This is a genomic window from Fodinicola feengrottensis, from assembly GCF_039530045.1.
In the GTDB taxonomy this organism is placed as follows: domain Bacteria; phylum Actinomycetota; class Actinomycetes; order Mycobacteriales; family HKI-0501; genus Fodinicola; species Fodinicola feengrottensis.
The window spans coordinates 276,139-298,261 of the sequence record NZ_BAAANY010000038.1 but is presented as its reverse complement, the minus strand read 5'-3'; the positions used below and the strand labels follow the sequence as shown (position 1 = coordinate 298,261).

Annotated in this window: 23 protein-coding genes; 9 read left to right on the top strand and 14 right to left on the bottom strand. The window is 67.2% G+C overall.

What is annotated here, in order from left to right; translation table 11 throughout:
- Window positions 1-2: 2 nt before the first annotated feature.
- From ABD301_RS36965 to ABD301_RS36955, 3 genes are all read right to left on the bottom strand, one after another.
- Window positions 3-593 carry a sigma-70 family RNA polymerase sigma factor gene (locus ABD301_RS36965; RefSeq protein WP_344314776.1) on the bottom strand — a complete coding sequence of 197 codons (591 nt, stop codon included), beginning with the start codon at window positions 591-593 and terminating at the stop codon, window positions 3-5.
- A gap of 328 nt (window positions 594-921) precedes the next feature.
- On the bottom strand, window positions 922-2,175 hold the full coding sequence (locus ABD301_RS36960; RefSeq protein WP_344314775.1) for an RNA polymerase sigma factor: 1,254 nt from the start codon (window positions 2,173-2,175) through the stop codon (window positions 922-924).
- Window positions 2,176-2,184: 9 nt separating this feature from the next.
- Window positions 2,185-2,541, bottom strand: coding sequence for a YciI family protein (locus ABD301_RS36955; RefSeq protein ID WP_163569618.1), 357 nt, complete (start codon window positions 2,539-2,541; stop codon window positions 2,185-2,187).
- A 199-nt stretch (window positions 2,542-2,740) separates the two neighbouring features.
- Here ABD301_RS36955 and ABD301_RS36950 point away from each other — a divergent pair, with 199 nt between their 5' ends.
- Window positions 2,741-3,628 carry a methyltransferase domain-containing protein gene (locus ABD301_RS36950; RefSeq protein WP_163569683.1) on the top strand — a complete coding sequence of 296 codons (888 nt, stop codon included), beginning with the start codon at window positions 2,741-2,743 and terminating at the stop codon, window positions 3,626-3,628.
- Between the two features lie 24 nt (window positions 3,629-3,652).
- Here ABD301_RS36950 and ABD301_RS36945 read toward each other — a convergent pair whose 3' ends face one another.
- A complete protein-coding gene (locus ABD301_RS36945; RefSeq protein WP_344314774.1) occupies window positions 3,653-4,477 on the bottom strand; it encodes a DUF6597 domain-containing transcriptional factor in 825 nt (274 codons plus the stop codon).
- 64 nt (window positions 4,478-4,541) lie between these two features.
- Here ABD301_RS36945 and ABD301_RS36940 point away from each other — a divergent pair, with 64 nt between their 5' ends.
- Complete coding sequence (locus tag ABD301_RS36940; RefSeq protein ID WP_163569619.1) at window positions 4,542-4,910, top strand: nuclear transport factor 2 family protein; 369 nt, start codon at window positions 4,542-4,544, stop codon at window positions 4,908-4,910.
- Window positions 4,911-5,142: 232 nt separating this feature from the next.
- On the opposite strand, the gene ABD301_RS36935 is transcribed toward ABD301_RS36940, so the two are convergent.
- The gene (locus ABD301_RS36935) at window positions 5,143-5,985 is read right to left on the bottom strand and encodes an SDR family NAD(P)-dependent oxidoreductase (protein ID WP_344314773.1); all 843 of its coding nucleotides are present in this window, start codon (window positions 5,983-5,985) and stop codon (window positions 5,143-5,145) included.
- 88 nt (window positions 5,986-6,073) lie between these two features.
- On the opposite strand from ABD301_RS36935, the gene ABD301_RS36930 reads away from it, so the two are divergent.
- The 4 genes from ABD301_RS36930 to ABD301_RS36915 all read left to right on the top strand — a co-directional run bounded on the left by ABD301_RS36930 (window position 6,074) and on the right by ABD301_RS36915 (window position 9,804).
- On the top strand, window positions 6,074-6,667 hold the full coding sequence (locus ABD301_RS36930; RefSeq protein ID WP_344314772.1) for a TetR/AcrR family transcriptional regulator: 594 nt from the start codon (window positions 6,074-6,076) through the stop codon (window positions 6,665-6,667).
- Window positions 6,668-6,899: 232 nt separating this feature from the next.
- Window positions 6,900-7,397, top strand: coding sequence for a SigE family RNA polymerase sigma factor (locus ABD301_RS36925; protein ID WP_163569620.1), 498 nt, complete (start codon window positions 6,900-6,902; stop codon window positions 7,395-7,397).
- Window positions 7,394-8,107 carry a hypothetical protein gene (locus ABD301_RS36920; RefSeq protein ID WP_163569621.1) on the top strand — a complete coding sequence of 238 codons (714 nt, stop codon included), beginning with the start codon at window positions 7,394-7,396 and terminating at the stop codon, window positions 8,105-8,107. The genes ABD301_RS36925 and ABD301_RS36920 overlap by 4 nt, the downstream gene beginning before the upstream one ends.
- A gap of 86 nt (window positions 8,108-8,193) precedes the next feature.
- Window positions 8,194-9,804, top strand: coding sequence for a hypothetical protein (locus tag ABD301_RS36915; protein ID WP_344314771.1), 1,611 nt, complete (start codon window positions 8,194-8,196; stop codon window positions 9,802-9,804).
- Window positions 9,805-9,813: 9 nt separating this feature from the next.
- On the opposite strand, the gene ABD301_RS36910 is transcribed toward ABD301_RS36915, so the two are convergent.
- The 7 genes from ABD301_RS36910 to ABD301_RS36880 form a co-directional block, all read right to left on the bottom strand.
- Window positions 9,814-10,359 carry an NADPH-dependent FMN reductase gene (locus ABD301_RS36910; protein ID WP_344314770.1) on the bottom strand — a complete coding sequence of 182 codons (546 nt, stop codon included), beginning with the start codon at window positions 10,357-10,359 and terminating at the stop codon, window positions 9,814-9,816.
- A 34-nt stretch (window positions 10,360-10,393) separates the two neighbouring features.
- Window positions 10,394-10,876 (bottom strand): winged helix-turn-helix transcriptional regulator, encoded by a 483-nt coding sequence (locus ABD301_RS36905; RefSeq protein ID WP_163569623.1) that lies wholly within the window; start codon window positions 10,874-10,876, stop codon window positions 10,394-10,396.
- 20 nt (window positions 10,877-10,896) lie between these two features.
- Window positions 10,897-11,904 (bottom strand): NADP-dependent oxidoreductase, encoded by a 1,008-nt coding sequence (locus tag ABD301_RS36900; protein WP_344314769.1) that lies wholly within the window; start codon window positions 11,902-11,904, stop codon window positions 10,897-10,899.
- A 70-nt stretch (window positions 11,905-11,974) separates the two neighbouring features.
- The gene (locus ABD301_RS36895; protein WP_313885756.1) at window positions 11,975-13,117 is read right to left on the bottom strand and encodes an acyl-CoA dehydrogenase family protein; all 1,143 of its coding nucleotides are present in this window, start codon (window positions 13,115-13,117) and stop codon (window positions 11,975-11,977) included.
- Window positions 13,118-13,268: 151 nt separating this feature from the next.
- Complete coding sequence (locus tag ABD301_RS36890) at window positions 13,269-13,940, bottom strand: hypothetical protein (protein ID WP_163569625.1); 672 nt, start codon at window positions 13,938-13,940, stop codon at window positions 13,269-13,271.
- 209 nt (window positions 13,941-14,149) lie between these two features.
- A complete protein-coding gene (locus tag ABD301_RS36885) occupies window positions 14,150-14,548 on the bottom strand; it encodes a hypothetical protein (RefSeq protein ID WP_344314767.1) in 399 nt (132 codons plus the stop codon).
- A gap of 203 nt (window positions 14,549-14,751) precedes the next feature.
- Window positions 14,752-15,171 (bottom strand): ATP-binding protein, encoded by a 420-nt coding sequence (locus tag ABD301_RS36880; protein WP_344314766.1) that lies wholly within the window; start codon window positions 15,169-15,171, stop codon window positions 14,752-14,754.
- A 184-nt stretch (window positions 15,172-15,355) separates the two neighbouring features.
- Here ABD301_RS36880 and ABD301_RS36875 point away from each other — a divergent pair, with 184 nt between their 5' ends.
- The gene (locus ABD301_RS36875; RefSeq protein WP_163569628.1) at window positions 15,356-15,514 is read left to right on the top strand and encodes a DUF5670 family protein; all 159 of its coding nucleotides are present in this window, start codon (window positions 15,356-15,358) and stop codon (window positions 15,512-15,514) included.
- A gap of 225 nt (window positions 15,515-15,739) precedes the next feature.
- Here the strand turns inward: ABD301_RS36875 and ABD301_RS36870 are convergent, their stop codons facing one another.
- The gene (locus ABD301_RS36870) at window positions 15,740-19,042 is read right to left on the bottom strand and encodes a serine hydrolase (protein ID WP_344314765.1); all 3,303 of its coding nucleotides are present in this window, start codon (window positions 19,040-19,042) and stop codon (window positions 15,740-15,742) included.
- A 508-nt stretch (window positions 19,043-19,550) separates the two neighbouring features.
- On the opposite strand from ABD301_RS36870, the gene ABD301_RS36865 reads away from it, so the two are divergent.
- Window positions 19,551-20,336, top strand: coding sequence for a GNAT family N-acetyltransferase (locus ABD301_RS36865; RefSeq protein ID WP_163569629.1), 786 nt, complete (start codon window positions 19,551-19,553; stop codon window positions 20,334-20,336).
- Window positions 20,337-20,353: 17 nt separating this feature from the next.
- Complete coding sequence (gene infA, locus ABD301_RS36860; protein ID WP_163569630.1) at window positions 20,354-20,578, top strand: translation initiation factor IF-1; 225 nt, start codon at window positions 20,354-20,356, stop codon at window positions 20,576-20,578.
- 148 nt (window positions 20,579-20,726) lie between these two features.
- Here infA and ABD301_RS36855 read toward each other — a convergent pair whose 3' ends face one another.
- A complete protein-coding gene (locus ABD301_RS36855; RefSeq protein ID WP_344314764.1) occupies window positions 20,727-21,959 on the bottom strand; it encodes a PucR family transcriptional regulator in 1,233 nt (410 codons plus the stop codon).
- Window positions 21,960-22,123 lie beyond the last annotated feature (164 nt).

The following is a 22,123-nucleotide window of genomic DNA, read 5'->3' as shown; positions in this document are numbered from 1 at the left end:
GGTCAGCTCTTTGGCTGGCTCGGCGGGCCGAACAGGAAGTCGCGGGAGACCAGCACTTCACGGAGGGCCCGCAGGCCGTAGTACGTCCGCGACTTCACCGTTCCAGGTGGCACGCCGAGCAGCTCAGCGGCCTCTGCGACCGAATACTGCTGGAAGTAGATGGCGACCACGGCCGTACGCAGCCGCTCGGGCAACGCGGCCAGCGCGGCCCGCACCTCACGGGCGTCCAGCAGCCGGTCGACCTCGTCGCTGGCTACGGAGAACGTTTCCATTCGCTCGTCCGGCACTTCGGGCGGCCGGGCCTGGATGGCGCGGACCTGGTCGATGGCGATCCGGCGGGCCACCGTGAACAGCCAGGCCCTACTCCAACTGCCGTCGGCCCGGCGCGCTTCCGGGTGGCGCCAGGCGCGTACGAGTGCCTCCTGCACGATGTCCTCGGCCCGCTGCCGATCGCCGTTGGTCAGGCGCATCAGGAAATTCAGCAGGACCGGGCGGTGCGCCTCATACAGGTCGCGCAGTGCCTGGTCATCGACCTCGCTCGTACGTCCCCCGGCAGCCTTGCGCTCCGCCTCGACCGTGTCCTCGTCGGCCACTAGCTGCGCCGTCCGATCATGCGATCACCGTACCGGCTGCCAACGGCGACGACACCGACCACGCCTCGCGTACGGTTCCCTGATCCGGTGCCTGGCGGTACGTGGGACACCCCCATCTCGTCAGAACCCTGGACAGTCCTTCCCAAGACGCTGTCCGCCGATATCTGGTTGGGTCTTGTGACGGAGTAACTGAAAACGTTCCCATTGCGACTGCCGTTCGCATCTCTGAAACGTCCCCGTCCCCGCTCGTACTCCATCGCGCAGCGTCGACGATGCCCGTGACGAACCAGGGTTCGCATCGGCGAGAACTACGTAGATCCCGTAGCCGTCAGTCGAGGTGCTTGCTGACTTCCGCCAGGCGCCCAGTCAGGAAGGCACGTTCCATCTCGTTGTCGGTCATCGCCAGCGCCTCGTCGTACGCGGTCGCCGCCTCGGCCCACCGCTGGAGCCGGCGCAGGAAATCGGCGCGGGCGGCACTCAGATAGGCGTACGTGCCCAACGCCGGCTCGTCTAACAGCGGCGACAGCGCCGCGAGGCCCGAAGCGGGCCCGTCCCGGAATCCGATCGCGACCGCACGGTTCAACTCCACCACCGGCGATGGCCACACTTCGCGCAACACGTCATAGAGCCCGACCACCTCGCCCCAGTCGGTGTCCTCCCAGCTCGGCGCCTCCGCGTGGACGGCCGCGATCGCCGCCTGCACCGAATACCTCGTCGGACCCGTACGCCGCAGTGCCTCGACCAGTAACGCGACACCTTCTTCGATCAGCCCGCGGTCCCATCGTGACCTGTCCTGCTCGGCGAGCAGAACCATTTGCCCGTCCGCGGACCGGCGGGTATCCCGGCGAGCATCGGTAAGCAGCATCAACGCCAGCAGAGCGGTCACCTCACCGCTGTCAGGCAGCAGCCGATGCAGGGTGCGGGCGAGCCGGATCGCGCCGTCGACCAGGTCCGGGCGTACGAGCTGCTCGCCCACCGGCGCCGCGTGGCCGGTGGTGAAAACCAGGTGCACGACATCCAGAACGGCACCCACACGTTCCGGGAGATCCTGCTGCGACGGCACCCGGTACGGGATCCGGGCGCCGCTGATTTTCTTCTTCGCGCGGGTGATCCGCGCCGCCATGGCGGACTCCTGGACCAGAAACGCGTGCGCCACCTCCGCTGTGGACAGACCGCAGACCAGTCGCAGAGTGAGCGCCACCTGCGCCTCACGAGACAGCGCCGGATGGCAGCAGGTGAAGATCAGCCGCAGCCAGTCGTCGTCGACCACCGGCGGATCGGTGGCCTCCTCCGGGCCGGCCACCACCTCGTCGGTGACCAACAACGGCAGCGCCGAACGGAACACCGACTCCCGCCGCAACAGGTCTTTCGCGCGGTTGCGCGCGACCGTGGTCAGCCAGGCTCCCGGCCGGGAGGGAACGCCGTTCGCAGGCCAGTCCCGTAATGCGCGGGCATACGCGTCCTGAGTGCATTCCTCAGCGAGATCGAAATCGCGTACCAGCCGCACCGTCGCGGCGAGCACGGTGGCCCACTCGCGACGATGCGCCTGCGCGACGGCCTCGCGGACGTCCGGGTGCGCCATCAAGCGACTTCAGTTCGCCTCGCGGATCGGCCGGATTTCGACCCCGCCGTGCTCGGCCGAAACCTCGGGCAGCCGCTGCGCGATCGCGATCGCGGCGTCCAGGTCAGCCGCCTCCACCACGTAGTAGCCACCCAGCACCTCCTTGGTCTCCAGGAACGGGCCGTCGGTTGGCGTCGGTTTTCCGGTGACACTGGCCCGCAATGTCGTGGCGGTAGCCGACGGCAACAGCTCGTGGGTCGCGAGGATCGCAGCACCCGCCGCGGCCACGAGCGCGGCGTGGCCCGCCTGGAGCTCGTTCCGCTGCTGCCCGGACATCGCTTCCCAACTCTGCTCGTTCCCGTAGATAAGCAGCAGATATTTCGCCATCTCGAATCCCATCGTCCCGGGCCCGGTTTGGCCCGCCTACTCATACGACGAACCACCTTGCCGCCGATCGATGCTCGGCGAGTCACCCATTTGGGCAACCGTACCGTCGCGTACGGGATCACCTGCTACCCGCTGGAATCCCCATACCTCGAGACAAATTCGATGGCCCGCCGAGGGGCGGGTGATTAGGCTCCACCGGGTGATTTACGAGGATCCGCGGGCGTATTTGCTAGGGCTCGAAGGCATCGCGTTGATGCGCGCGTTCACCGGCGAGTCCGATCGTGACTCCGTCGAGGCCCGGATCGCCGAGATTCGCCAGGTGCTCGCAGACAAAGAGCTGGCGAACGCGGCGGTGGAAGTCGAGCGAGTGGACACCGTCGCGGGATATCGACGGTGGGCGCCGACGTACGACCATCCCAACTCGGCGTTCGACATCGACGAGCCGGTGGTCAGGGAAATCGTGGACTCACTGCCCTTGGGCATGGCTTTGGACGCAGCCTGCGGGACCGGCCGGTACGCCGAGTTTTTGGCCGGACGCGGACATCGCGTCATCGGGGTGGACAGCTCGCCCGACATGCTGGCGCGGGCCCGCGTACGAGTGCCCGGCGCTGATTTTCGGCCCGGCGATCTGCACCAGCTTCCGGTCGCCGATGGTGAGGTGGAGCTCGTCGTCTGCGCGTTGGCTTTGACGCACGTCGCCACCCTCGAACCGGTCATCGCGGAATTCGCGCGGGTCCTGCGACCCGGTGGGCACCTGGTCATCGTCGACATGCACCCCGAACGAGTGGCGCTGGGTTCGATTCCGTCCGTACGCGATGCGGACGGCCGGCCGGGACGACTGAGCAGCTATCGGCATTTGATCGGCGATTATCTGCGCGCCGCGTTGCGAGCAGGGCTGCTCGTACGCCGGTGCGAGGAACCTTTTCTGCCGGGCAGCTATCCATCCGAACATAACGGCACGTTGGGGGCGGCGGGACCGTGGGACTTTTGGCCGTGGAGCCTGGCAGACATGGTTCCCGCGGCAGCCCGTGCTGCCGGTGTCGGCAGTCCGGTGATGGTGATGTGGCATTTCCAGCTGGCCGAATAAGGGCCGCCTTCAGCCGATCTGCGACTACGTGGCCGTCGTTCGGGCGTATCGCGCCGGAGAAACGCCAACAGTGGCGGTAAAGGCACGAGTGAAATGGGCCTGGTCGGCGTAGCCGAGATGGGCGGCCAACTCGGCCCAGTCGATGTCGGCGCCGTCCGCCGCGCGCTCGGCGGCGCCATGCATCTGGAGCCGGCGGATCACCCATTTCGGCCCAACGCCCACATATTCGTCGAACAGCTGCTGCAGCCGCCGCGGGGTCATCGCCAGGTCTTCGGCGAGCCGGTCCACCCGGGTCAGGGTCGGGTCGGCTCTGATCCTGCGCACGATTTCCGCCAGTCGTACGATCGCCGGATCCGGTTTCGGGCAGCTGCCGGTGAGGAAGTCGTCTATTAGGGCGACGCCAGCGGCCGCGTCGGGGGCCGCGACGATCCCGGCCGCGGCAGCCCGGCCACGGTCGCCGAAGATCTCGTCAACGGGCACGAACCGGTCGGTGATGGTCGACATCGGAGCCGACAGGAACGGCCGGAAGCCGCCGACCCGGAACTGCGCGCCGATCACCCGGCCCTGTCCGGCGATCTCTTCGACGAACTCGCCGTGCTGCACCCCGGTGACGCGGGCGCGCCCCTCACCAGTGGTGAGATAGGACGTGAAAGTCATGTGCACCGACGGATGCGTGATGACACGCTGCCGATGTGGCTCCCGGCCGCGCAGATCCCACTGCACGATCCAGTAGTGGTCCACAAACGGCTCCAGGGCGACGGCCGGCGCCGCCCTGGTCAGCTCGAAATGCTGCTGCGCCGTACGCGCGTGCACGATCGCTCCGCTGCCCTGGCTCGTCGCGTCGATCATGGGCCAACACTACGTTTCGCTTTTCTTCAAGACGCCTGGCCGGTGATCCTCATAGCCTCCTTCCATGAACGAGATCGAAAAAACCGTGCTGGCCCTCGAAGAGCACATGCTGGCGGCCGACGCCGCGTACGATCCGGAGTTCTTCCGGGTCACCTGCGCCGACGACTTCCTCACGGTGAGCACCGCTGGGGTGGCCAGCAAGGAACAGGTCGTGGAAATGTACGCCCAAGGCGGTCCGGCCGGCCGGCGCAACGAGATCAACGATCCGCGGATTTTGATTGTCAACGAGGAAAGCGCGGTGCTGACGTACCGACTGGTGAGCACGGCCGGCGACACGACGGTCACGATTTTCTCCACCAGTGTTTACCGACGCGAGGCGGACGGCTGGCGGATGGTCTTCCTCCAGCAGACCCCGTCGATGCCGTCTACTTGATGCCCACCACCATGGAGTCCGGCCCGGCGAGGTGTTCCACGTACGTCTCGCGGAACCCGCCGCGCCGAGCCATTCGCGGCAGTCGGCTCCGGTGTAGTCGAAGCCGCCCTCGTCCTCGATGAGCATGTTGAGGCTCATCAGCAGCCATTCTGCACACCTTTTGGCCACTCACCGATCACATGGAAATGGCCGTACCTGAATGGGCAAACCAGTGCGCGGCGATTTAAGGACACTAGTTTCCAGCGACAGTGGTCTGTGGATAGTGCGGCCGGAGGCTGGCCGCGAGGATGCGGTCGAGCATTCGATCCGGCAGCACCCGCGCGAGGCGGGTGATCACGGCGGCGTCCCGCCCGATGGTGTAGCGGGTACGGGGCTTTCCAGCGGTCACGGCTTTCGCGATCACCTGGGCCGCCTCGGCCGCGGACTTGCCGCCGGAGGTGCCGGCGGCGGCCTGCGCGTTGATCGCCTCGACCAGCGGGCCATAGCGAGCCCGCTGGTCCGTTGACATCCCGGCGGCCAGCCGGTTGCTGTTGGCGATGACCCGCTCACCCATCTCGGTACGGATCCCGCCCGGCTCGACGACCACCACCGGCACGCCCAGCGGCGCCAGTTCCCGGCGCAGCGAGTCGCTGACCGCCTCCAGGGCGAACTTCGTGCCGGCGTACGGGCCGTACGTGGCCATGGCGATCCGCCCGCCGACCGAGCTGATGTTGACCACCCGGCCCGAATCACGCAGCAATACGGGCAGCAGCGCCTGGGTGACGGCGATGTGGCCGAACAGGTTGACCTCGAACAACTGTCGCCACTCGGCCAGCGGCAGGGTCTCGACCGGGCCGTTGGTCTGGGTGGCGGCGTTGTTCACCAGCGCTCGCAGAGCACCTTTCTGCGAGCTGACACGAGCGGCCAATTCGGCGATGTGGTCAGGCTGGGTGATGTCAAGGATCACTGGGTGGATGCCAGGAGCGCGAAGGGCGTCGGTGTCCCGGTCACGGCGGACGCCAGCCAGCACCTGGAATCCCCGGCGAGCCAGTTCCCGAGCGGAGGCAGCGCCGATCCCGGTCGACGCGCCGGTCACGACTACCCATCCTCGACCTTCAGATGACATTGTCATCTTAGCGACCCTAGGCATCTCAGATGACACTGTCAACTGTATGGTGAACGGCATGGTCAGCCGTGCCGAATCCGCCGCCGTGACGCGACGTGCCTTGCTCGACGCCGCCGCCGCCCTGCTCGACAGCGGTGGTCCGGACGCGGTGACCTTGCGAGAGGTCGCGGCGTGTGCGGGGGTCACTCGAGGGGCCCCGTACCGGCATTTTCCGGACAAGGACAGCCTGCTCGCGGCCGTCGCGACGGAGGCCTTGGACCGGATCGCGGAACAGGCGCGGGCGGTACGCGCCGAGCCGCGGGCTTCTCCGGCCGACAAGCTGCACCGCGCCCTGGCCGTACTGATGACGGTCGGACGCCGTCAGCCGCACCTCTACCGACTCATCTACGCCACCCCGGCCGGCGATCCGGCCGCGATCCACGCGGCGAGCGAGGCGGCCGAACACGCGCAGGACGAGTTCTTCGCCATCGTCGGCGACCTCGTCGGCGCCCAACACGCCCGTCGGTTCGCGGCACTGCTGTTGACCAGCGCGCACGGGATCACCGACATGGAGGTCAACGGGCATCTGTCCGCCGACAAGTGGCGCCTCACGGCCGAGGACCTCGTGTCGACCCTGGTGTCCATGATCGAGCGCCAAGCCAGCGGCGAGTAGCCCACTTTCCCCGCCACACCACCGTCAGCACTGTCGCTGTCCGCGCACCCCATCGCCGGATTTGCCACATATAATGCGGATATTGCACACCATTGAGCCGGCACTCCGGCGATCGGTCAGGCGGTTGGGTCAGCCCCGAGTCAACCTCCGCCGGGACTCACCGCGTCCCATGAGTAACGGCGGCGAGAAATGGCGGCCTGACAAGCGGGGTGGAGCCAATGGTGAGACGCGAATGAGCGACCGTGACGCGGTCTTCGCGGCGTTCGTCTCGGCGAACGCGGCTGGGTTGCTGCGCACGGCCCATCTGCTGATCGGCGACCCCCACCGCGCCGAAGACCTGCTCCAGACCGCGCTCACCAAGGCCTACGTGCATTGGGAACGGATCGAGAATCCAGCGGCTGCCAAGGCGTACGTCCGCCGCATCCTCGCCAACACGGCGACCTCATGGTGGCGCCTACGCAGCTCGTCCGAGCGGCCAACAGATGAGCTCCCCGAGCTGGCGGTGACCGACCGCAGCGCCGAGAGCGCCGAGGCCGACGAGGTCTGGGCGTACCTGAATCAGCTGCCGCGCCGCCAACGCACGGTCCTGGTTCTGCGATTTTACGAGGACATGTCCGAGGCGGAGGTGGCCGCGGCGCTCGGCATCAGCCGCGGCACGGCCAAAAGCACGGCGTCCCGCGGACTCGCTCGGCTACGCGAGCTGATGGAAACGCAGGAGGTGTATCGATGAGCACGGACATGAGTCCCGAGGACCGGCTGCGAGAGTCGCTTGCGCGCCGCGCCGCGGCGACTCCAACGCCGTCCTTCACTACCCGCGCGTTGGTGCGACGCGGCCGCCGCGTCCGCCGGACCCGCCAGGTCGGGGCGGTCACCGCCGTCGTCGCCAGCATCGCGCTGATCCTCACCGGCATCGTGGTTGGCACGAACGTCCTTGGCCACCACAAAGCCGAGCCGGTACGCCCGGCACCGGTGATCACGCACGTACGAACGACGGCGATCGTGGAGACGGTTCAGCTGCCGGCCATCGGCGGATGCCCCGCCGGCACCTGGTCGTTCGACGGCGGCGGAACCAGCGACAGCCACGGCGGTCCGCTGGCCCTGGAGGCGAAACCGACCGCCAAATCTCCCAACGGCGACCCGGTGGTTCCGCAGCACGACTTCAACAGCGACGGGAAGCCAGAAGTCCTGCGGAAACTGACCTGCCGCGCCGGTCAACGGACCGAGGCCATCGTGGCGGTCACCAAGGCGGGATCCACTGCCTGGACCACCCTGGGCGGACCGATCGTGAGCAAGCCGATCTCGTCGGCCAGCGACGAGATCACGGATTACTACATCACCAAAGGCAGCCTCGGCGGGAGCACCTACCAATACATCATCTCCGCCAGCGGCACGTACGCCTGGGACACGGACCTCCACGACTGGCACACCTGGGGAGGCTGAGGCATCGTCGCGGCGGGGCGTACGTCTTGACGGCGCCCGGACACTGAACGGTGTTCCACACGGAGGCCGAGCACGGTGAGGACGAGATGAGCATCCCCAGTCAGTATCCCGGCACACCGCCGACGGGCACTCCGCCGGCACCTGGACAGCCCCTCGTGAGGTCGGGATCCGCGCTGGTCAGCGGGTTGGTACGGGCAGCTGGCGTGCTGGTCCTGGGTGGGTTGGGCGTCCTGGTCTGGCGGGCGCTGGCGCTGGCCGCCGCACCGGCCACAGTCCGCGGTGGGGGCACGCCGAGCCCGGGTTACTCGATCGTCTCCCATGAGCCGGTGCAGCAGCTGGTCAATTCCCGGCTCGGCGCCAGCCTGCTCGTCTTGGCGTTGGCGCTGGTGGTGGGTGCTCTGGTCGGGTACGGCGTGGCCGGCCTGCGGACCGTGCTGCCGTCGCCGGCGGGCCGGGTCGCCGGCGGTGTCGGCTGGCTGCTGGGCGTGCTGTGGACACCGCCCGTACCACTGGCGATGACGTTCGCTTCGCTGGTCGTCGCGGGTGCGGCAGGGGCCGCCGGCGCAGGCCGGATGGCGATCCTCGCGCTCGGCCTTGGCAGTGCTGTCGCGGTCCTGGTCGCGGTCACGGTCGGCGAACGCTGGCGGCGGCGCGCGTGGCTGGCGGGCGCGTTGGCCGGCGTCGGTGCCGTCGGCCAAGGCCTCGCGGCCAGCGCCGGAGCACTGGTGGTTCTGGAGCCGCTGGTGAGCCAGCCAGGCGTTGGCAACCTGCTCGTCCAGTCGCTGGTCCGGTTGGATGTCACCGCGGTGGCCGCAGCCGCGACCACTTTGCTGGTTGTCGCGCTGATGGGACAGTTGGTGGGCGCGCTGGCGGGTGCGTTCGGCGACTGGCTGGACGTTCCAGAACCATCGTCGACGCCGGAGGGATCCGTGCTGGGGACCGTGCTCGGCGTCGCGGCACTCGTCACGTTGGTCGCACCCGTACTCGCCCTCGCCGGCTCGTTGCTGACCGGCAGCACCACAATGTTCGACGAACAGCACGCTGGAATGGGCCCGTCGCTGACGCATTTGCTTGGTACGGACGCGGTGGGCCGCGATGTGTTGGCTCGGCTGCTGGTGGGTTTTCGGGACGCCTGGCTGATTTCCCTCGGTAGTGTCGCCATCGCGGCCATGGTGGGCCTGAGCTGGGGAGCGGTGGCGGTGGTGCTCGAGCGCAAGCTGCCGCGCGGCGGCAGGGTGGTCGCAGAGGCCCTGCTCGCACCGGGCCGGCTGGTCATGGTGGCTCCGCTGATGGTGGCCGGCCTGATCCTGGTCGGCACGGACCGGTGGCCCGCCGTGTTCGCTCTCGCGCTGATCCTCGCTCCGCGGCTGGCCACCGCGGTCCCCGGCCTCGCCCGGCCGTCTCTGGCTTCGGTTCCGGCAATGGTCCGTACGGCCGGCGGCCTGCTGCTCAGTGCCTGGGGTGTGGCGCTGGCCGTCCTCATCGGACAGCAGTTCGTCGGTGTCGGGGTGTTTGCGCCCGCTCCAGCGCTCGGCGGTGTGCTGGCCGAGCGGGTCCCTTATTTCGTTGTCGGTGCCGGCCAAAGCCTGCTTGCCGCGTTGCTGGTGGTGGTGCTCACCGCGCCGTTCCTGCTGGCCGGCTGGGCATTGCTGCGGCAGTCCCCCCGCGCGGACGCCGTCACGACCTTGGACGCGTGACGGCACGGTTCAGCACAGCTCGACACGCGCCCGGGCGAAGTCGAGGACCTGCCGACCGACCGTACTCAGCTGATCGCGGGTTTTCGGGTCGAACGGCTTCGCCGACGAATTCACCACGGCTCCCAGCGCAGTGGGCCAGCCGCGCAACGCATGCACGGTCGATCGCAGGGACATCAACGAGGTCGCGCCGGCCTGCCAGCCGGCCGCCGCGACAATGCAGCCGACGGCTTTGCCGTGCAGATATGGCCGCGGTTCGGCGGCCAATACCTCCAGATAGTCCAGGGCGTTCTTGAGCAACCCGGAAATCCCGCCGTGGTAGCCAGGGCTCGACACGATCAGGCCGTCCGCGCGACGGATCGCGTCCAGCAGCCGCAGGGCCGCCGCTGGCAGCTGCCGGCCCGGCGCGTACATCGGCAGATCCAGTTCGGTCGCGACGATCAGCTCGGTTTCCGCGCCGAGCTCGGCGGCGGCGTTCACCGCGTACTTCAGCGCCTGCTCCGAGGTGGACTCGGCGCGAAGGGTGCCGCCGATTCCCACTATGCGTACGCCGGTCATCGATTCTCTCCAGTCCATGGCGGCCGCGACCGGATCACTCCGGTGTCGCGTTCTTCGCCCGATAGGCGGGCCCGGGTTCCGGCGTGACCCGGTCGGTGGTGATATCGCCACCGCAGGTGCGACAGGCGACATAGGTGTCCGCGATCTCGCCGCAGTCCTCGTGGCGCAGGACGATCGGCGGCCCGTCGGGACCGGCCAGGTGCCGATCCCCCCATTGCATCAGGGTGACCACCGCCGGGAAGAGATCGCGGCCGGCCGCGGTGAGCCGATATTCGTAGCGCTCGGGCTCGGTCGAATACTGGACGCGCTCGAGAATTTCAGCGTCCACCAAGGATTTCAGTCGTGCGGACAGGGTCGGCCGCGGGATGGACAGGTTCCGCGCGAATTCGCCGTAACGGCGTACGCCGAAGAAGGTTTCGCGGAGAATGAGCAGGCTCCATCGCTCCCCGACGAGCGCCAGCGCGCGGCCGACGGAATCGGCGGTGAAGCGGTGCTCAAGATCATCTCCGGACCGCATGGGGCTCACCGTACTCCCGATCACAGTGCGAGGACGTACTTGCCGAAGTTCTTGCCCGCAAACAACTCCAGCAACGCCTCGGGGAATTTCTCGATCCCGCCGGTGACCACGTGTTCCATCGAACGCAGGGCACCCGACCGGAGCCACCCGGCCAGCTCGGCGACGGCTTCGGGATACCTGGCGGCGTAGTCAAACACGACGAACCCGGTCATGGAAGAGCGAGTGACCAGCAACTGCATGTAGTTCGCCGGGCCTTGGGCCGGTTTTTCGTTGTTGTACTGCGAAACCGCTCCGCTGATGACGACCCGCGCACCCTTGGCGAGCCGCGCGAGTACGTCTTGGAGAATGGTGCCGCCGACATTGTCGAAGAAGACATCGACGCCTTTTGTTGCGTACTCTCGCAACTGCGCCCTTACGTCACCGGCCTTGTAGTCGATGGCGGCATCGAACCCGAGTTCCTCGACCAATCCACGGCACTTGTCGGCGCCGCCGGCGATGCCGATCGCCCGGCATCCTTTGATTTTCGCGATCTGCCCGGCGATGCTGCCGACCGAACCCGCCGCGGCGGACACCACCACGGTTTCGCCGGGCTTCGGGCGGCCGACATCGAGAAGGCCGAAATAGGCGCTGATGCCACTGAGTCCCAGCGCGCCGAGGTGCACCGGTGCCGGTGCCAGCTCAGTGTCCACAACAGACACACCCGCGCCGTCGGAGATGGCGAATTTCTGAACCCCGAAGGTGCCATAAACGTGCTGGCCGGCGGTGAAATTCGCATTCTTGGATGCGACGATTTTTCCGATCCCGGCCGCCCGCATGACCTCGCCGATCTGCACCGGCGGCACGTACGATCGACCGGCGTTCATCCACGACCGCATCGCTGGGTCGAGTGACAAATACTCGAGCTCGACCAGGATCTCACCCTCCCCCGGCGTGCCGACTGGCTCCTCGGTGTAGCTCCAATCGGACGGCTTGGGCAGCCCGGACGGCCGGGCCGCGAGCCGGAACTGGGCATTGGTCAGGGCAGTCATGATGAAGTCTCCTTGGCGTAGGCCTCGCTGTCCGGCCGATCCAGCCAGTACGGCGTGACGACCCCGATGCTCACAGCTGCCCGGTCTGCGCGTCCAGGCCGAGCAGCAGCTTGCCGGGCAGCTCCCAGCTCGCGCTGTTCACCTGGAAGTGGGCGGTGGCCGTACGGGCATCGCGGAATCGGCGCTGCAGCGGCGAAGTCTCGTAGATCGCCGCCCCGCCGCCGAGGTCGTACATCGCGGTCGTCACGTCCGCGGCCGTCTGGGTGACGTGGGTGGCGGCCAGCCGGAGGCCGAGCCGCAGCTCCAGCGGAATCGGATCGGTCCGCTGGGCGGCCTGCCAAGCGTCGTCAATCGACGCATACATCAGCAGCCGGGCCGCCCTCAGTTTGGCTTCGGACCCGGCGATCAGGGCCTGCGTCTGCGATCGCTCGGCGAGCGTACGGCTGGACCCCAGTGTCTTGCGGGTGCCGGCGAGTTCGAGCAGATCATCGATGGCACCGCGGGCATTGCCCAGCGCCGCCGCCGCGATGGAGAGCGCGAAAAAACCAAAGAGTGGAAAGCGATGCAACGCGACGGCGTCCGCTGGTGGACCGTCGACAACGGAGAAAATTCGACGGCTGGGAACGAAAACCTCGGAGGCGACACAGTCGTGGCTGCCGGTGCCGCGCAGGCCGCCGGTGTGCCAGGTGTCAAGGACCTCCAGCTCTGCCTTCGGAATCGTCGCGACCCGAAGAACCGGCTTACTGTCCTTGCTCTGCAACATGAATCCGACACTCAGCCACTGCGCATGCGGGATGCCGCTGCAGAAGGCCCACTGGCCGGACACGACGACCCCACCGTCGACTGCGCGGCCGGTGCCCCGCGGCGCCCACACGCCGGCGGCGACGGTCGACGGATCGCCGAACACTTCCCGCGCGCCTTCGGCGGGCAGGTACGCCGAGAGCAGGCTGCTCGTCACCGCGATGGAGACGCACCATCCTGCGGACGCGTCACCGCGCGCCACCACCTCCGCCGTCTCAAGACTCGCCGCTGGCGGCAACTCCGGTCCGCCCAGCCCGCCGGCGACGCCGGACCGGAGCAGTCCCGCGGTGACCAGCCGGTCCACCAACTCCGGCGGCAGTGACCGCTGCTGCTCGGTGACGGCGGCGAGCGACCGGGCCAACCCGGCACATTCGTACGCGGCGGCGAAGAACTTGTCGTACTCGGTGCCGATGGTCACCACGGTTCCTCTCCGTCGGTTCATTCTCCTTACTGGTTCAGTTTCGTTACCGACTCGCTCGTTGTCAACCCCGAGCGCGGGTCAGAGCGCAAACAAGAAGCCGCCAGCCCGCGTCTGGGGCTGGCGGCTTCTTGGCGAATGCCGGCTAACTAGTACTCTGTTTTGAGCCCGCCAACTGACTTGTCCGGTGGGACAGTTTGTCACCGGCCGACTTTGTCTTGTCGGCAGCGGTCTGCGCGGCTCCCGATATCGTGTTCGCGGTTTTGTCCGCCGCCGATGAGGCTTGGGAGGCCGCAGTCTGCGCTGCCGCCGCTGCTTTCTGGGCGACCGCCTCCCCAGTGGTCCCCCACTCGCTTTCGGCCAGCGGCATGCCGTACTGGTCGAACATCTCTTCTCCGCGTCGAGCCAGCAGGGCCGCTCCCAGCGCGCCAGCGGCCGCCCCGATCGCGAACGCGCCGACAACTACCGGCCACCGACTGGGCATCTTTTCGCCTTGCACTGCCAGAACTGCTCTCTTGGTACGACGCTTTGCCTCACCTGCGACGTTTTTCGCGTCCTTGCGAGCCACATCGGCCTTCTTCTGCCACTTTCGAGTCGCCTTCTTGGCGGACTTCGCGTGGGCGCTCTGCGCCTGAACGGCCGCCTCCACCACTGGCGCGAGGCTGGCCAACAGCTGGTCGACTCGCGGTTTCACCGCGTCCCGCGCGTTCGTCACAGCGGCGCTGGCCGCGTTCTCCCAGTGGCCCACACCCGTACCGAATTCGGCCGAGATCTCCGCGGCCCGCTCACGGGTCGACGACTTGCTACCGAAAGACATCTGGCCTCCTCTTTCTTCAACATATCAACACTTGTATTGCCGGGTACGTTCCAGCCGCACTGATGGAACGCCCATCAGCTGAGTACCACCTCAGCCAGGTTCTAAACCCGAAATATCCTGGGGGGCCTGTCGTCACAATTGCCGGTGACTTGCGTGCCGAGAACGAGCAGACCGAATACGACGAGGTGCGTGAGGAAAGTCTCGGCCCGCTATATGGTCCGCCTGTAACGGATCCGCCGCGCCTGCACAGGCAAAGCGAGACGGCCGATAATCGCGGTCAGCGCCGCGCCGATGATCAACCAGAGAATCGCGGCCAGGCCCTGATTGAGCAGCACCTGCATTTTGGCGTCCCCTGGGGTGAAAAGATCGCTTAGTCCCAGTGTGATCGCGCCGGACCAGCTGGCGATGAACTGCGCGAAGCCATTTCCGCCATTCGCCGATCCCAGGACCAGCAGGATATGGATGGCCAGCACGACCGCGAACAACGTACAGATGGCGCTGATAACCGTACACATCGCCCGTACGGCCCTGATTTTCCCATAGCCGTCGTCCACCACCTCGGTCTGTTCGACGACGGGCTGCTGCGGTACGGGATCACGGTAGGTCATTTCCTTGCATCCAATCGGCAGGGGATCCGGACGAACGCGGGTTTCCCAGGTGGATACCCGCGGCAACCGATCCTCAACCGTGCGGAGATTCATCCCTTCAATCTGCTGCTCAACCGCTACTGCCCATAACCGTGCGGAGGTTTGCCTCGCGACCACAGCCCGACCCCACGAGTCACCCTTCTTTTCACCGTCACCGTGGAGATTCAGCGCCGCACCTTGACCGCCTGAATGTGCAGGGCCGCGATGCCACCGCCGACATCGGTCAGCCAACTCCGGACCGAGTCGGCCACCGCCGTCAACACCCGCCACCCGAAGCCCGTCGTGCTTTGCGCTGTGACATCGTTCGTCCGCACCGAGGCCGTCACCGTCAGCGCGCCGGCCGTCATTTCGAAGCGGCAGACCAGTTCCGCGTCGCTGATGGCTCTCGCGACCATCGTCGAGCACAACTCGTCGACGATCATGGTGATGTCCGACACGGCGTCGAACTCGAATTCCTGCTGGACCGCGATCGTGCCCGCCACCGCCCGCATGACCGGCAACTGGCTCGGCCTCGCCGGCACCGACATTTCGACTACATGATCGCGATCCTGCGGTCGGATCAGCTGCTTGCGGTGTGTCGGCATCGGTGGTCGCCCCCTTCCACGGTCGTCATGGTGTCGCTCTTGGGTTACCCGGACGTGAGCCGCTCAATCACGCAGATAGGGCAAAACCTGTTTCCGACAAACGGATCCAATCGCGCACCGAGGACATACCTCGCCACTTTTGGCTACCAGGTTTGATTCTCGCCACCCGTGGTACCCGGTTGTCATGCCTCTTCTCATCATCGTTCTCGTACTGGCACTGCTCCTGGGCGGAGCGGGTTTCGCGCTCCACGCACTCTGGTATATCGCGGCGATCGTCCTCGTGGTGTGGATCGTCGGATTCTTCGTCCGCGTCGCCGGCGGCTCCCGCTGGTATCGCTGGTAACCAACCATCGACCGGCCGCCGACCCCAACAGGTGCCCGGCCATCGCTACCCGCGATGGCCGGGCATCGCTCTGACCGACGAGAAATCCTTGACTCATCAAATACCTGATTTGTACGGCTAAAAGCCCGGTTGCATCGGGAAATCCCTACAGTTGCGCGGCAATATCAGCACTCACCGTGTGTCTTGCGCGAAACCCGCTGTTATTGTCGCGCTTCGATGGCTCACTCAGTCGCTGATGCGGGGTGTTGCACGTCCGCCCAGGTGCACGTAGCGCTCCCCGGTGGGCAACGAATAAAACGTCACCGGCGTCCAGGTCCGCAGCCCCGGCCGCCGGATCACGAACAGGTTGCCGGATCCATCAGCGGGCATCAGGTCGTGTTCCACGACGGGGTCGGGTTCGAGGTCGGCGAGCGGTCCGGTCACCGTGGTACGCAAGATGGGCTTTCCGTCGCGTACGAACACATCCACCCGGCAACTGGCCCGCTCGTAACGTCCCAGGTGCGGCGTGGTGTCGACGTTCACCGGCTCGGCGGCCGGGCCCAGCGGTTCGGGCATCGCGACGCCGGCCAGCTCCGCGAAGATCTCACGATAGAGGTCCTCGTACAGGTCGCGACTGTTGCCGCCGTTGGTGAGCAGGGTGACCGCCAGCCCCTGCGTCGGCAGCACCCGCAGGAAGGCGTCCTGACCGATGGTCCTGCCGTCGTGGCCGATCAGCCGGTGGCCGTCCCACTCCATCCGGAGCCAGCCCAGGCCCCACGAATCCCCGAGAGTGTGCTTGTCGGGCAGGTCGACCTGATGCGCGGCCATTGCCGCCACGGCCTGTTCGCTGAGCACCCGGGTCCCGTCCGCCGCGAGACCGCCGGCCAAGTGCATCCGTACGAACGCCAGCACGTCGGCGGCGGTCGTGGTGATCAGCCCGGCCGGGCCGACTGAGCGCGGGAGGCACCACACCGGCGCGGCCTCGCCATCGGCGAGGTGACCGACGGCGGCTCGCTGCAGCAGCGCCTCCTCCGGCAACGTGACCGCTCGTTCGAGGCCAAGCGGCGTGAAGATTCGCGCGCGCATCGCGGCATCCCAGGTGTCGCCGGTGAGCTTCTCGATCACCCGGCCAGCGAGGACGAACCCGGAGTTGCAGTACGACCAGGTGGCGCCGATCGGGTGGTTCTGTGCGGCTTTGTCGAGCTGGGAGACGTACGCCTCCACGCAGTCATCACCCCGGCCGGTGTCGGTGAACACGTCGCCGTCGATACCGCTGGTATGGGTGAGCAGGTGCCGCATCGTCACCCGTCTGGCGGCCTCAGGATCGGCCAGCCGCACCTCGGGCAGCACTTCGACAATCGGCGCGTCCAGGTCGAGCTTGCCCTCGTCAACCAGCTGCAACACCGCTGTCGCCGTCCACACCTTGCCGATTGAGCCGATCTGGAAGACGGTGTCGGTGGTGACCGGCACGCCGGTGCTGGCGTTCACCACGCCGTACGCGGCTTCGACCAGCTCATCCTCACCACCAGGCCCCAGTCGCAAAATACCCAACGTCGCACCGGGTACGCGGTGCCGCTCGGCCAGCTCGTCCAACCGGCGCTGCCAGTGGCCCGCGTCGATCCGCGCCGGACGCCGTCCCGCGTACTGCTGCACCCAGTCGGCGACCCGGTGGTTGAAGTCGAGCCGATGCGACGGCCGCCCGTCCAGGACGAACGAATGCGAGGCGTCCGGGTAAAGCACCAGCCTGGTGGGTACGGCCCGCTCCAGCAGCGCCGAATACCACTGCTGGGCCTGACCGACCGGACACCGTAGGTCCGCGACACCCTGCAGGATCAGCGTGGGCGTACGAACCTGGTCGACCTGGCTCAACGGCGACATCGCCTCGTACTGGCTCGCGCGCTGCCACGGCGGCCCACCGAACTCGTACGTCGCCAGGTAGTGGCCCATGTCCGAGGTGCCGACCATGCTGGTCAGGTCACTCACCGGACCGCCCGCGACGGCGGCCGCGAAGCGCTGGTCGCGGCTGGTGAGGTAGCAGGTCATGAACCCGCCGTAGCTGTAGCCGGCGACCGCGAGCCGCTCCGGATCGGCGGTGCCGTCGGCGACGAGCTCGTCCAGCGGTTCCAGGAAGTCCTTCGCGTCCGCGATCCCCCACCCGCTCAGCCCGGCCTGGTAAAACCGCTCACCGTAGCCGTCGCTCGCGCGCGGGTTGAGCAGCAGAACGGTCCAGCCACGGGCCGCCAGCTCCTGGTGGTAGAGGTGGGCCTCGTCGGCGGCGCCGCTCCAAGCGTTGTGGGGGCCGCCGTGGATGTCCAGCAGCAATGGCTGCGGCTCGGCCGCCGCTGGGTCACGAACCAGCCAGCCGTGTACGCGAGTGCCGTCGGAGATGCCGAATTCGCGCTCGATCCGCTCAAACGGCTCTACCTCGGACAGTTCTGACCCGTGCGTGGTGCACACACGCGTACCACCGCTGTCGACGATGGCGATCTCACCGAACGACGTTGGCGTGCTGAGCACGGTCGCGACCACCTCGCCGGCGGCCGAGAGGTCCGACACGCTTTGGCGCCGTCCGCCGAGAACGCGGCGCGGCTCTCCTCCGGACACGTCCACGGCGTAGAGGTGGGTGTAACCGCGGTCTCGTACGCAGAACGTCACGGTCTGGCCCACCACCTGCGGCAATCCGCCCGGGTAGCCAAGGCTGCCTGGCATCACGTTGCGGTCCAGAGCGGCTGCGAGATTGAGCGGCTCAAATCCGTCGTCGAGGGCTATCCGCCACAGCCCCGCGTGCCCGACCGGGCAGCCCAGCGTTGCGGAGACGAGCAGCGCTCGTCCGTCCGCGGTCCAGGTGACAGTGTCGGCGATCGCGTCGGCGGGGCCGACCCTGCTTGGCGTCGCCTGCGGATCCACCGCGTCGATGACGTAGACCGGCGCTGTGAAGGTCAGGTCGGCCGCGGTCCGCGCGGCGTACGCGAGCTGGGCACCATCCGGCGACCAGGCCGGATCGCTCGCGTACGAGTCGCCGCTGGTCACCTGACGACACGTCCGGTCGGCCACGTCGAACACATGGACCTGCGTACGCGTCGTACCCAAGAGCCCGGCGCCGTCCGCTTGATAGTCGATGCGGTCAGCGACGATCGGCGCGCGCGTACGCCGGTCATTCTCACCGACCGGCGCGCTGAACGCGATGCGACCGCAGTCCGGGCTCCACATTGGGGTAGCCGCGCCCAACGGCAGTGTCGTCAGTTGTTCCGGCTCGCCGCCTTCCATCGGGAGCACCCAAAGCTGCGCCGGACCGTCAGTGGCCCGCAAGAACGCAATGCGGCTGCCGTCTGGCGACCACACCGGCGCGGTATCGGACGAGCCGTACGTCAGGCGGCACGGCTCAGTGCCGCCGTCCGGCGACACCCGCCACAGCGAACGCACGTCCCGGTCCGCGTCGATATCGGCCGTACGCAGCACATAAACGAGGTCGGTGCCGTCCAGAGACAGCGCCGGCCGCTCCGGAACGGCGATGCGGGCAAGGTCGTCGATCCGCAGGCGTCGGGTCACGATGTCATGCATATCGCGACCCGGCAGGATTCGCCGGCCAAACGCCTGTGACCGCGGTCAAGATGCCACGTTCCTTTTTGCAAGCGACTGTCACATTTTTCGTGCCACTGGACAGGAACCGGCCCATCGACTGCAGCACAATGTCCCGCACTCGACGGGAGCGCCGCGAAGTTGATGTAGCTCCCCCACGAAATTCACCCATTCGAACAGCTGTACGATAACGGGTATGGGTTGGGTGGTGTGGCTGCTCACCGAGCCGCCGCCACCCCGAAAACCAACGACCTGGCGTGGCCGGCCTGAGCGGCGCGCGGCCATCCGGGCGAAAAAGGCTTTGGCAGAAAGAGGTTCGGCTGATACCGTACGCCGGACTGTGACGCCGTCTGAGGAGGTGAGACCCATGCGAGTTGTATCGATGTGGGTGCTCCTTCCGTCCGTCACGGCCGGGCGATTGACGTAGCTGTCGCCGGGAGCGCCTGGACCACAAGGCACTCCGGAAAGGCAGCTAACCATGAACTCTGTGCATTTCAGTCCGGGCACGGCAGTGATCACCCGGATCTCCGACAAACAATGGCACGCGTTGGACGACGACCGAGTGGTCGGTCGCGGTGACGTGTCACGCCGGCCCGACGGCCGGATCTTCCTCAGCATCGACTCGTGGCATGGGGCGGTCTTCGACCAACTCGCCGCGACGATGCTGACGACCCTCCCCGCACCGCTCTACACGGTGGTCGACGAGGCTGACCTCGACCTGACAGCAAGTTGGCAGCGGGCCGGCTTCACGACCCGGCGCCGCGAGTGGGAATACCTGGTGCCCACCGACCCGCTGGTCACCGGCCTCGACTCGGCACTTTCGCCGGAGGGCGTGCATATCGTGCCGATGGGTAAGGCGCAGGAAGGACCGCTTCGGGAGGTGTACGACGCGATTCGTGCCGAAGTCGACGCCAGCGTCGGCTGGGATTCGATGCCGGCCGAGGTGCTGGTACGGCCGGACGGGACCGTCCCGGTGGACCCGGCGAAGTACGCGGTGGCGGCCCAGTTCGATCGGTACATCGGGCTGGTGCGGGTGGTGCGGGTGACCAGGCTGCCACGGATCGGGCTGCTCGCGGTGCGGGCCGACCAGCACCGCCGGGGCATCGCCCGGGCGTTGCTGGCCCACGTGCTCGAAGCGCTGCGGCGGGCAGGGATCGAAACGGCATCGGCCGAGGTGAACGAATCCAACACGGCCGCGGTGGCATTGTTCGACAGCGTCGGCGCCGAACGTGTGAGCAGCAATCTCGAACTTGTCCGACACTGACTGGAAAAGAGAAAAATATGGCTAAAATAGCAAAGGGCATTGAAGTCGAAGGCACTGTCGTTGAGTGTCTACGCAACGCCACTTTTCGGGTGGAGGTGCCGAATGGGCACAAGGTGCTCGCGCACATCAGCGGCAAAATACGAAAGAACTACATCAAAATTGTGCCGTACGACCGAGTTCTCGTGGAGCTCAGCCCGTACGACCTCACCCGCGGCCGGATCACCTTCCGCTACCGCTCCTAGTGGCGAGGCCGGTCTGACGGCGCGGTAACAACCGGACTGGGCCTCAGCGCGATGTCGCTGAGGCCCAGCCGCGCGCGACTGATCCAGCTGCTCAGCGACCTCGTCCAGGACGAAACCGAGGCCGGCCGGCCAGAGCCGCTGACCGGAGTCAGTCGGAGATCGGCAGCTCCTGGTGCGGCCACCCGAGCAGCCGGGCGCCGGCGACCGCGACCTGCAGGGCGAGGCGGTCGTCCGGGTTGTCCACGTCGTAACCGGTCAGGACGCGGACCCGATGCAGCCGGTACGTGACGGCGCGGACGCTGAGGTGCAGCGTCTTGGCCGCCTCGGTGCTGCAGCAGCAGGCCTGGAAATAGGCCTCCAGGGTGTCCAGCAGTGGCTCAGGACCATTCTGCGCGTCGTTCAGCGGTGTCAGGATGGACCGAATCAGGTCCGCCATCGCGCAACGGTCCCGGTAAAGCACCCGGGACAGCAGCAGCCGGTCGATGTGCAGGATCCGACGGCCGCTGGACGGCCGCCACAGGTGCAGCGCGTCGCAGGCGTCCTGGAAGGACAGTTGGACACCGGACAGGCCGGCGCGCTGCCGGCCGATGCCGGCGTGCCAGTCGTCGTCCTCTTCGCCGAGGGCCTGGTCGAGCACCCGGGCGAGGATCTTCGCGACCCGTGCCGGGGTGTCCTCGGCGGCCGCGAAGACGCCGACGATGAACGGGTCCTTGACCGTCACGATCAGGTCGGACTGCCCGATATCGGCGCGCAGCGCGGAATCCAGCCAGCTGACGATCCGCGAACCGGTATCCAGTTGCCGGTTGGTGGCGATCACCGTGACGAAATGCGCGTCCGACGGCTGAAAGCCGATGAGCTCGGCCTTCTCCATCAGGGCCGGCAGGTCCAGCGTGCCGTCCAACAAGTCCGCGACAAAATCCTGGCGCAGCTTGTATTCCGAGGCGGCATGCCGCAGAAACGTGGAGCTGTGCCCGTCGGTGACCGCGTTGAGGGCGACATCTGCCGCATGCACCACGGTGGCCGCCATCGCGGCGAGCTCGGCCGGCGGCGGCTCGCCGTCGTACGCGCTGGTGGCGAGCGTGCTGAGCTGCGCGCCCAGCGCCCGGGTGGCGGCGCTGCAGAATCTGATGACGCAACTGAGGTTGATGCCCTCCCGGGCCGCCTCGGCGCCCATCATCCGCAGCGCGGTCTCGTCCTGCTCGGACGGCAGTCGGCCGGCCAGCACCACGTCGACCAGGTTGTGCAGATAACTGGAGGCCAGCTCGGTCGCCACCCCAGGCAGTGAGGTGACCTCGTTGCGCACCGCGTGCAGCACCTTGGGCCCGAGATCACCACTCTCGTCGCGCAGTCCCTGCAATTGGACAGCCGTCTTGGAAAGCATTGCGTCCCCTTCCGACCTATCCCGAGATTCTACGCCCTCATATGCCCGCCGTGCTGCCATCAACGAGAACAAAATACGACGAACTGCTTACCGGAAACATATTGAAAAAGAACATAAAATTCATGAGTTACCGCGAACAGTTGACCGAAATGGGTGGGTCCCAC

What these genes read in the sequence shown, in the direction of transcription:
- ABD301_RS36960 (WP_344314775.1), bottom strand. Translation starts at nt 2,175, where the DNA reads ATGGCGCACCCGGACGTCCGCGAGGCCGTCGCGCAGGCGCATCGTCGC.
- ABD301_RS36955 (WP_163569618.1), bottom strand. Translation starts at nt 2,541, where the DNA reads ATGGCGAAATATCTGCTGCTTATCTACGGGAACGAGCAGAGTTGGGAA.
- ABD301_RS36945 (WP_344314774.1), bottom strand. Translation starts at nt 4,477, where the DNA reads ATGATCGACGCGACGAGCCAGGGCAGCGGAGCGATCGTGCACGCGCGT.
- ABD301_RS36940 (WP_163569619.1), top strand. Translation starts at nt 4,542, where the DNA reads ATGAACGAGATCGAAAAAACCGTGCTGGCCCTCGAAGAGCACATGCTG.
- ABD301_RS36930 (WP_344314772.1), top strand. Translation starts at nt 6,074, where the DNA reads ATGGTCAGCCGTGCCGAATCCGCCGCCGTGACGCGACGTGCCTTGCTC.
- ABD301_RS36925 (WP_163569620.1), top strand. Translation starts at nt 6,900, where the DNA reads ATGAGCGACCGTGACGCGGTCTTCGCGGCGTTCGTCTCGGCGAACGCG.
- ABD301_RS36920 (WP_163569621.1), top strand. Translation starts at nt 7,394, where the DNA reads ATGAGCACGGACATGAGTCCCGAGGACCGGCTGCGAGAGTCGCTTGCG.
- ABD301_RS36915 (WP_344314771.1), top strand. Translation starts at nt 8,194, where the DNA reads ATGAGCATCCCCAGTCAGTATCCCGGCACACCGCCGACGGGCACTCCG.
- ABD301_RS36910 (WP_344314770.1), bottom strand. Translation starts at nt 10,359, where the DNA reads ATGACCGGCGTACGCATAGTGGGAATCGGCGGCACCCTTCGCGCCGAG.
- ABD301_RS36905 (WP_163569623.1), bottom strand. Translation starts at nt 10,876, where the DNA reads ATGCGGTCCGGAGATGATCTTGAGCACCGCTTCACCGCCGATTCCGTC.
- ABD301_RS36900 (WP_344314769.1), bottom strand. Translation starts at nt 11,904, where the DNA reads ATGACTGCCCTGACCAATGCCCAGTTCCGGCTCGCGGCCCGGCCGTCC.
- ABD301_RS36890 (WP_163569625.1), bottom strand. Translation starts at nt 13,940, where the DNA reads ATGTCTTTCGGTAGCAAGTCGTCGACCCGTGAGCGGGCCGCGGAGATC.
- ABD301_RS36885 (WP_344314767.1), bottom strand. Translation starts at nt 14,548, where the DNA reads ATGACCTACCGTGATCCCGTACCGCAGCAGCCCGTCGTCGAACAGACC.
- ABD301_RS36880 (WP_344314766.1), bottom strand. Translation starts at nt 15,171, where the DNA reads ATGCCGACACACCGCAAGCAGCTGATCCGACCGCAGGATCGCGATCAT.
- ABD301_RS36875 (WP_163569628.1), top strand. Translation starts at nt 15,356, where the DNA reads ATGCCTCTTCTCATCATCGTTCTCGTACTGGCACTGCTCCTGGGCGGA.
- ABD301_RS36865 (WP_163569629.1), top strand. Translation starts at nt 19,551, where the DNA reads ATGAACTCTGTGCATTTCAGTCCGGGCACGGCAGTGATCACCCGGATC.
- infA (WP_163569630.1), top strand. Translation starts at nt 20,354, where the DNA reads ATGGCTAAAATAGCAAAGGGCATTGAAGTCGAAGGCACTGTCGTTGAG.
- ABD301_RS36855 (WP_344314764.1), bottom strand. Translation starts at nt 21,959, where the DNA reads ATGCTTTCCAAGACGGCTGTCCAATTGCAGGGACTGCGCGACGAGAGT.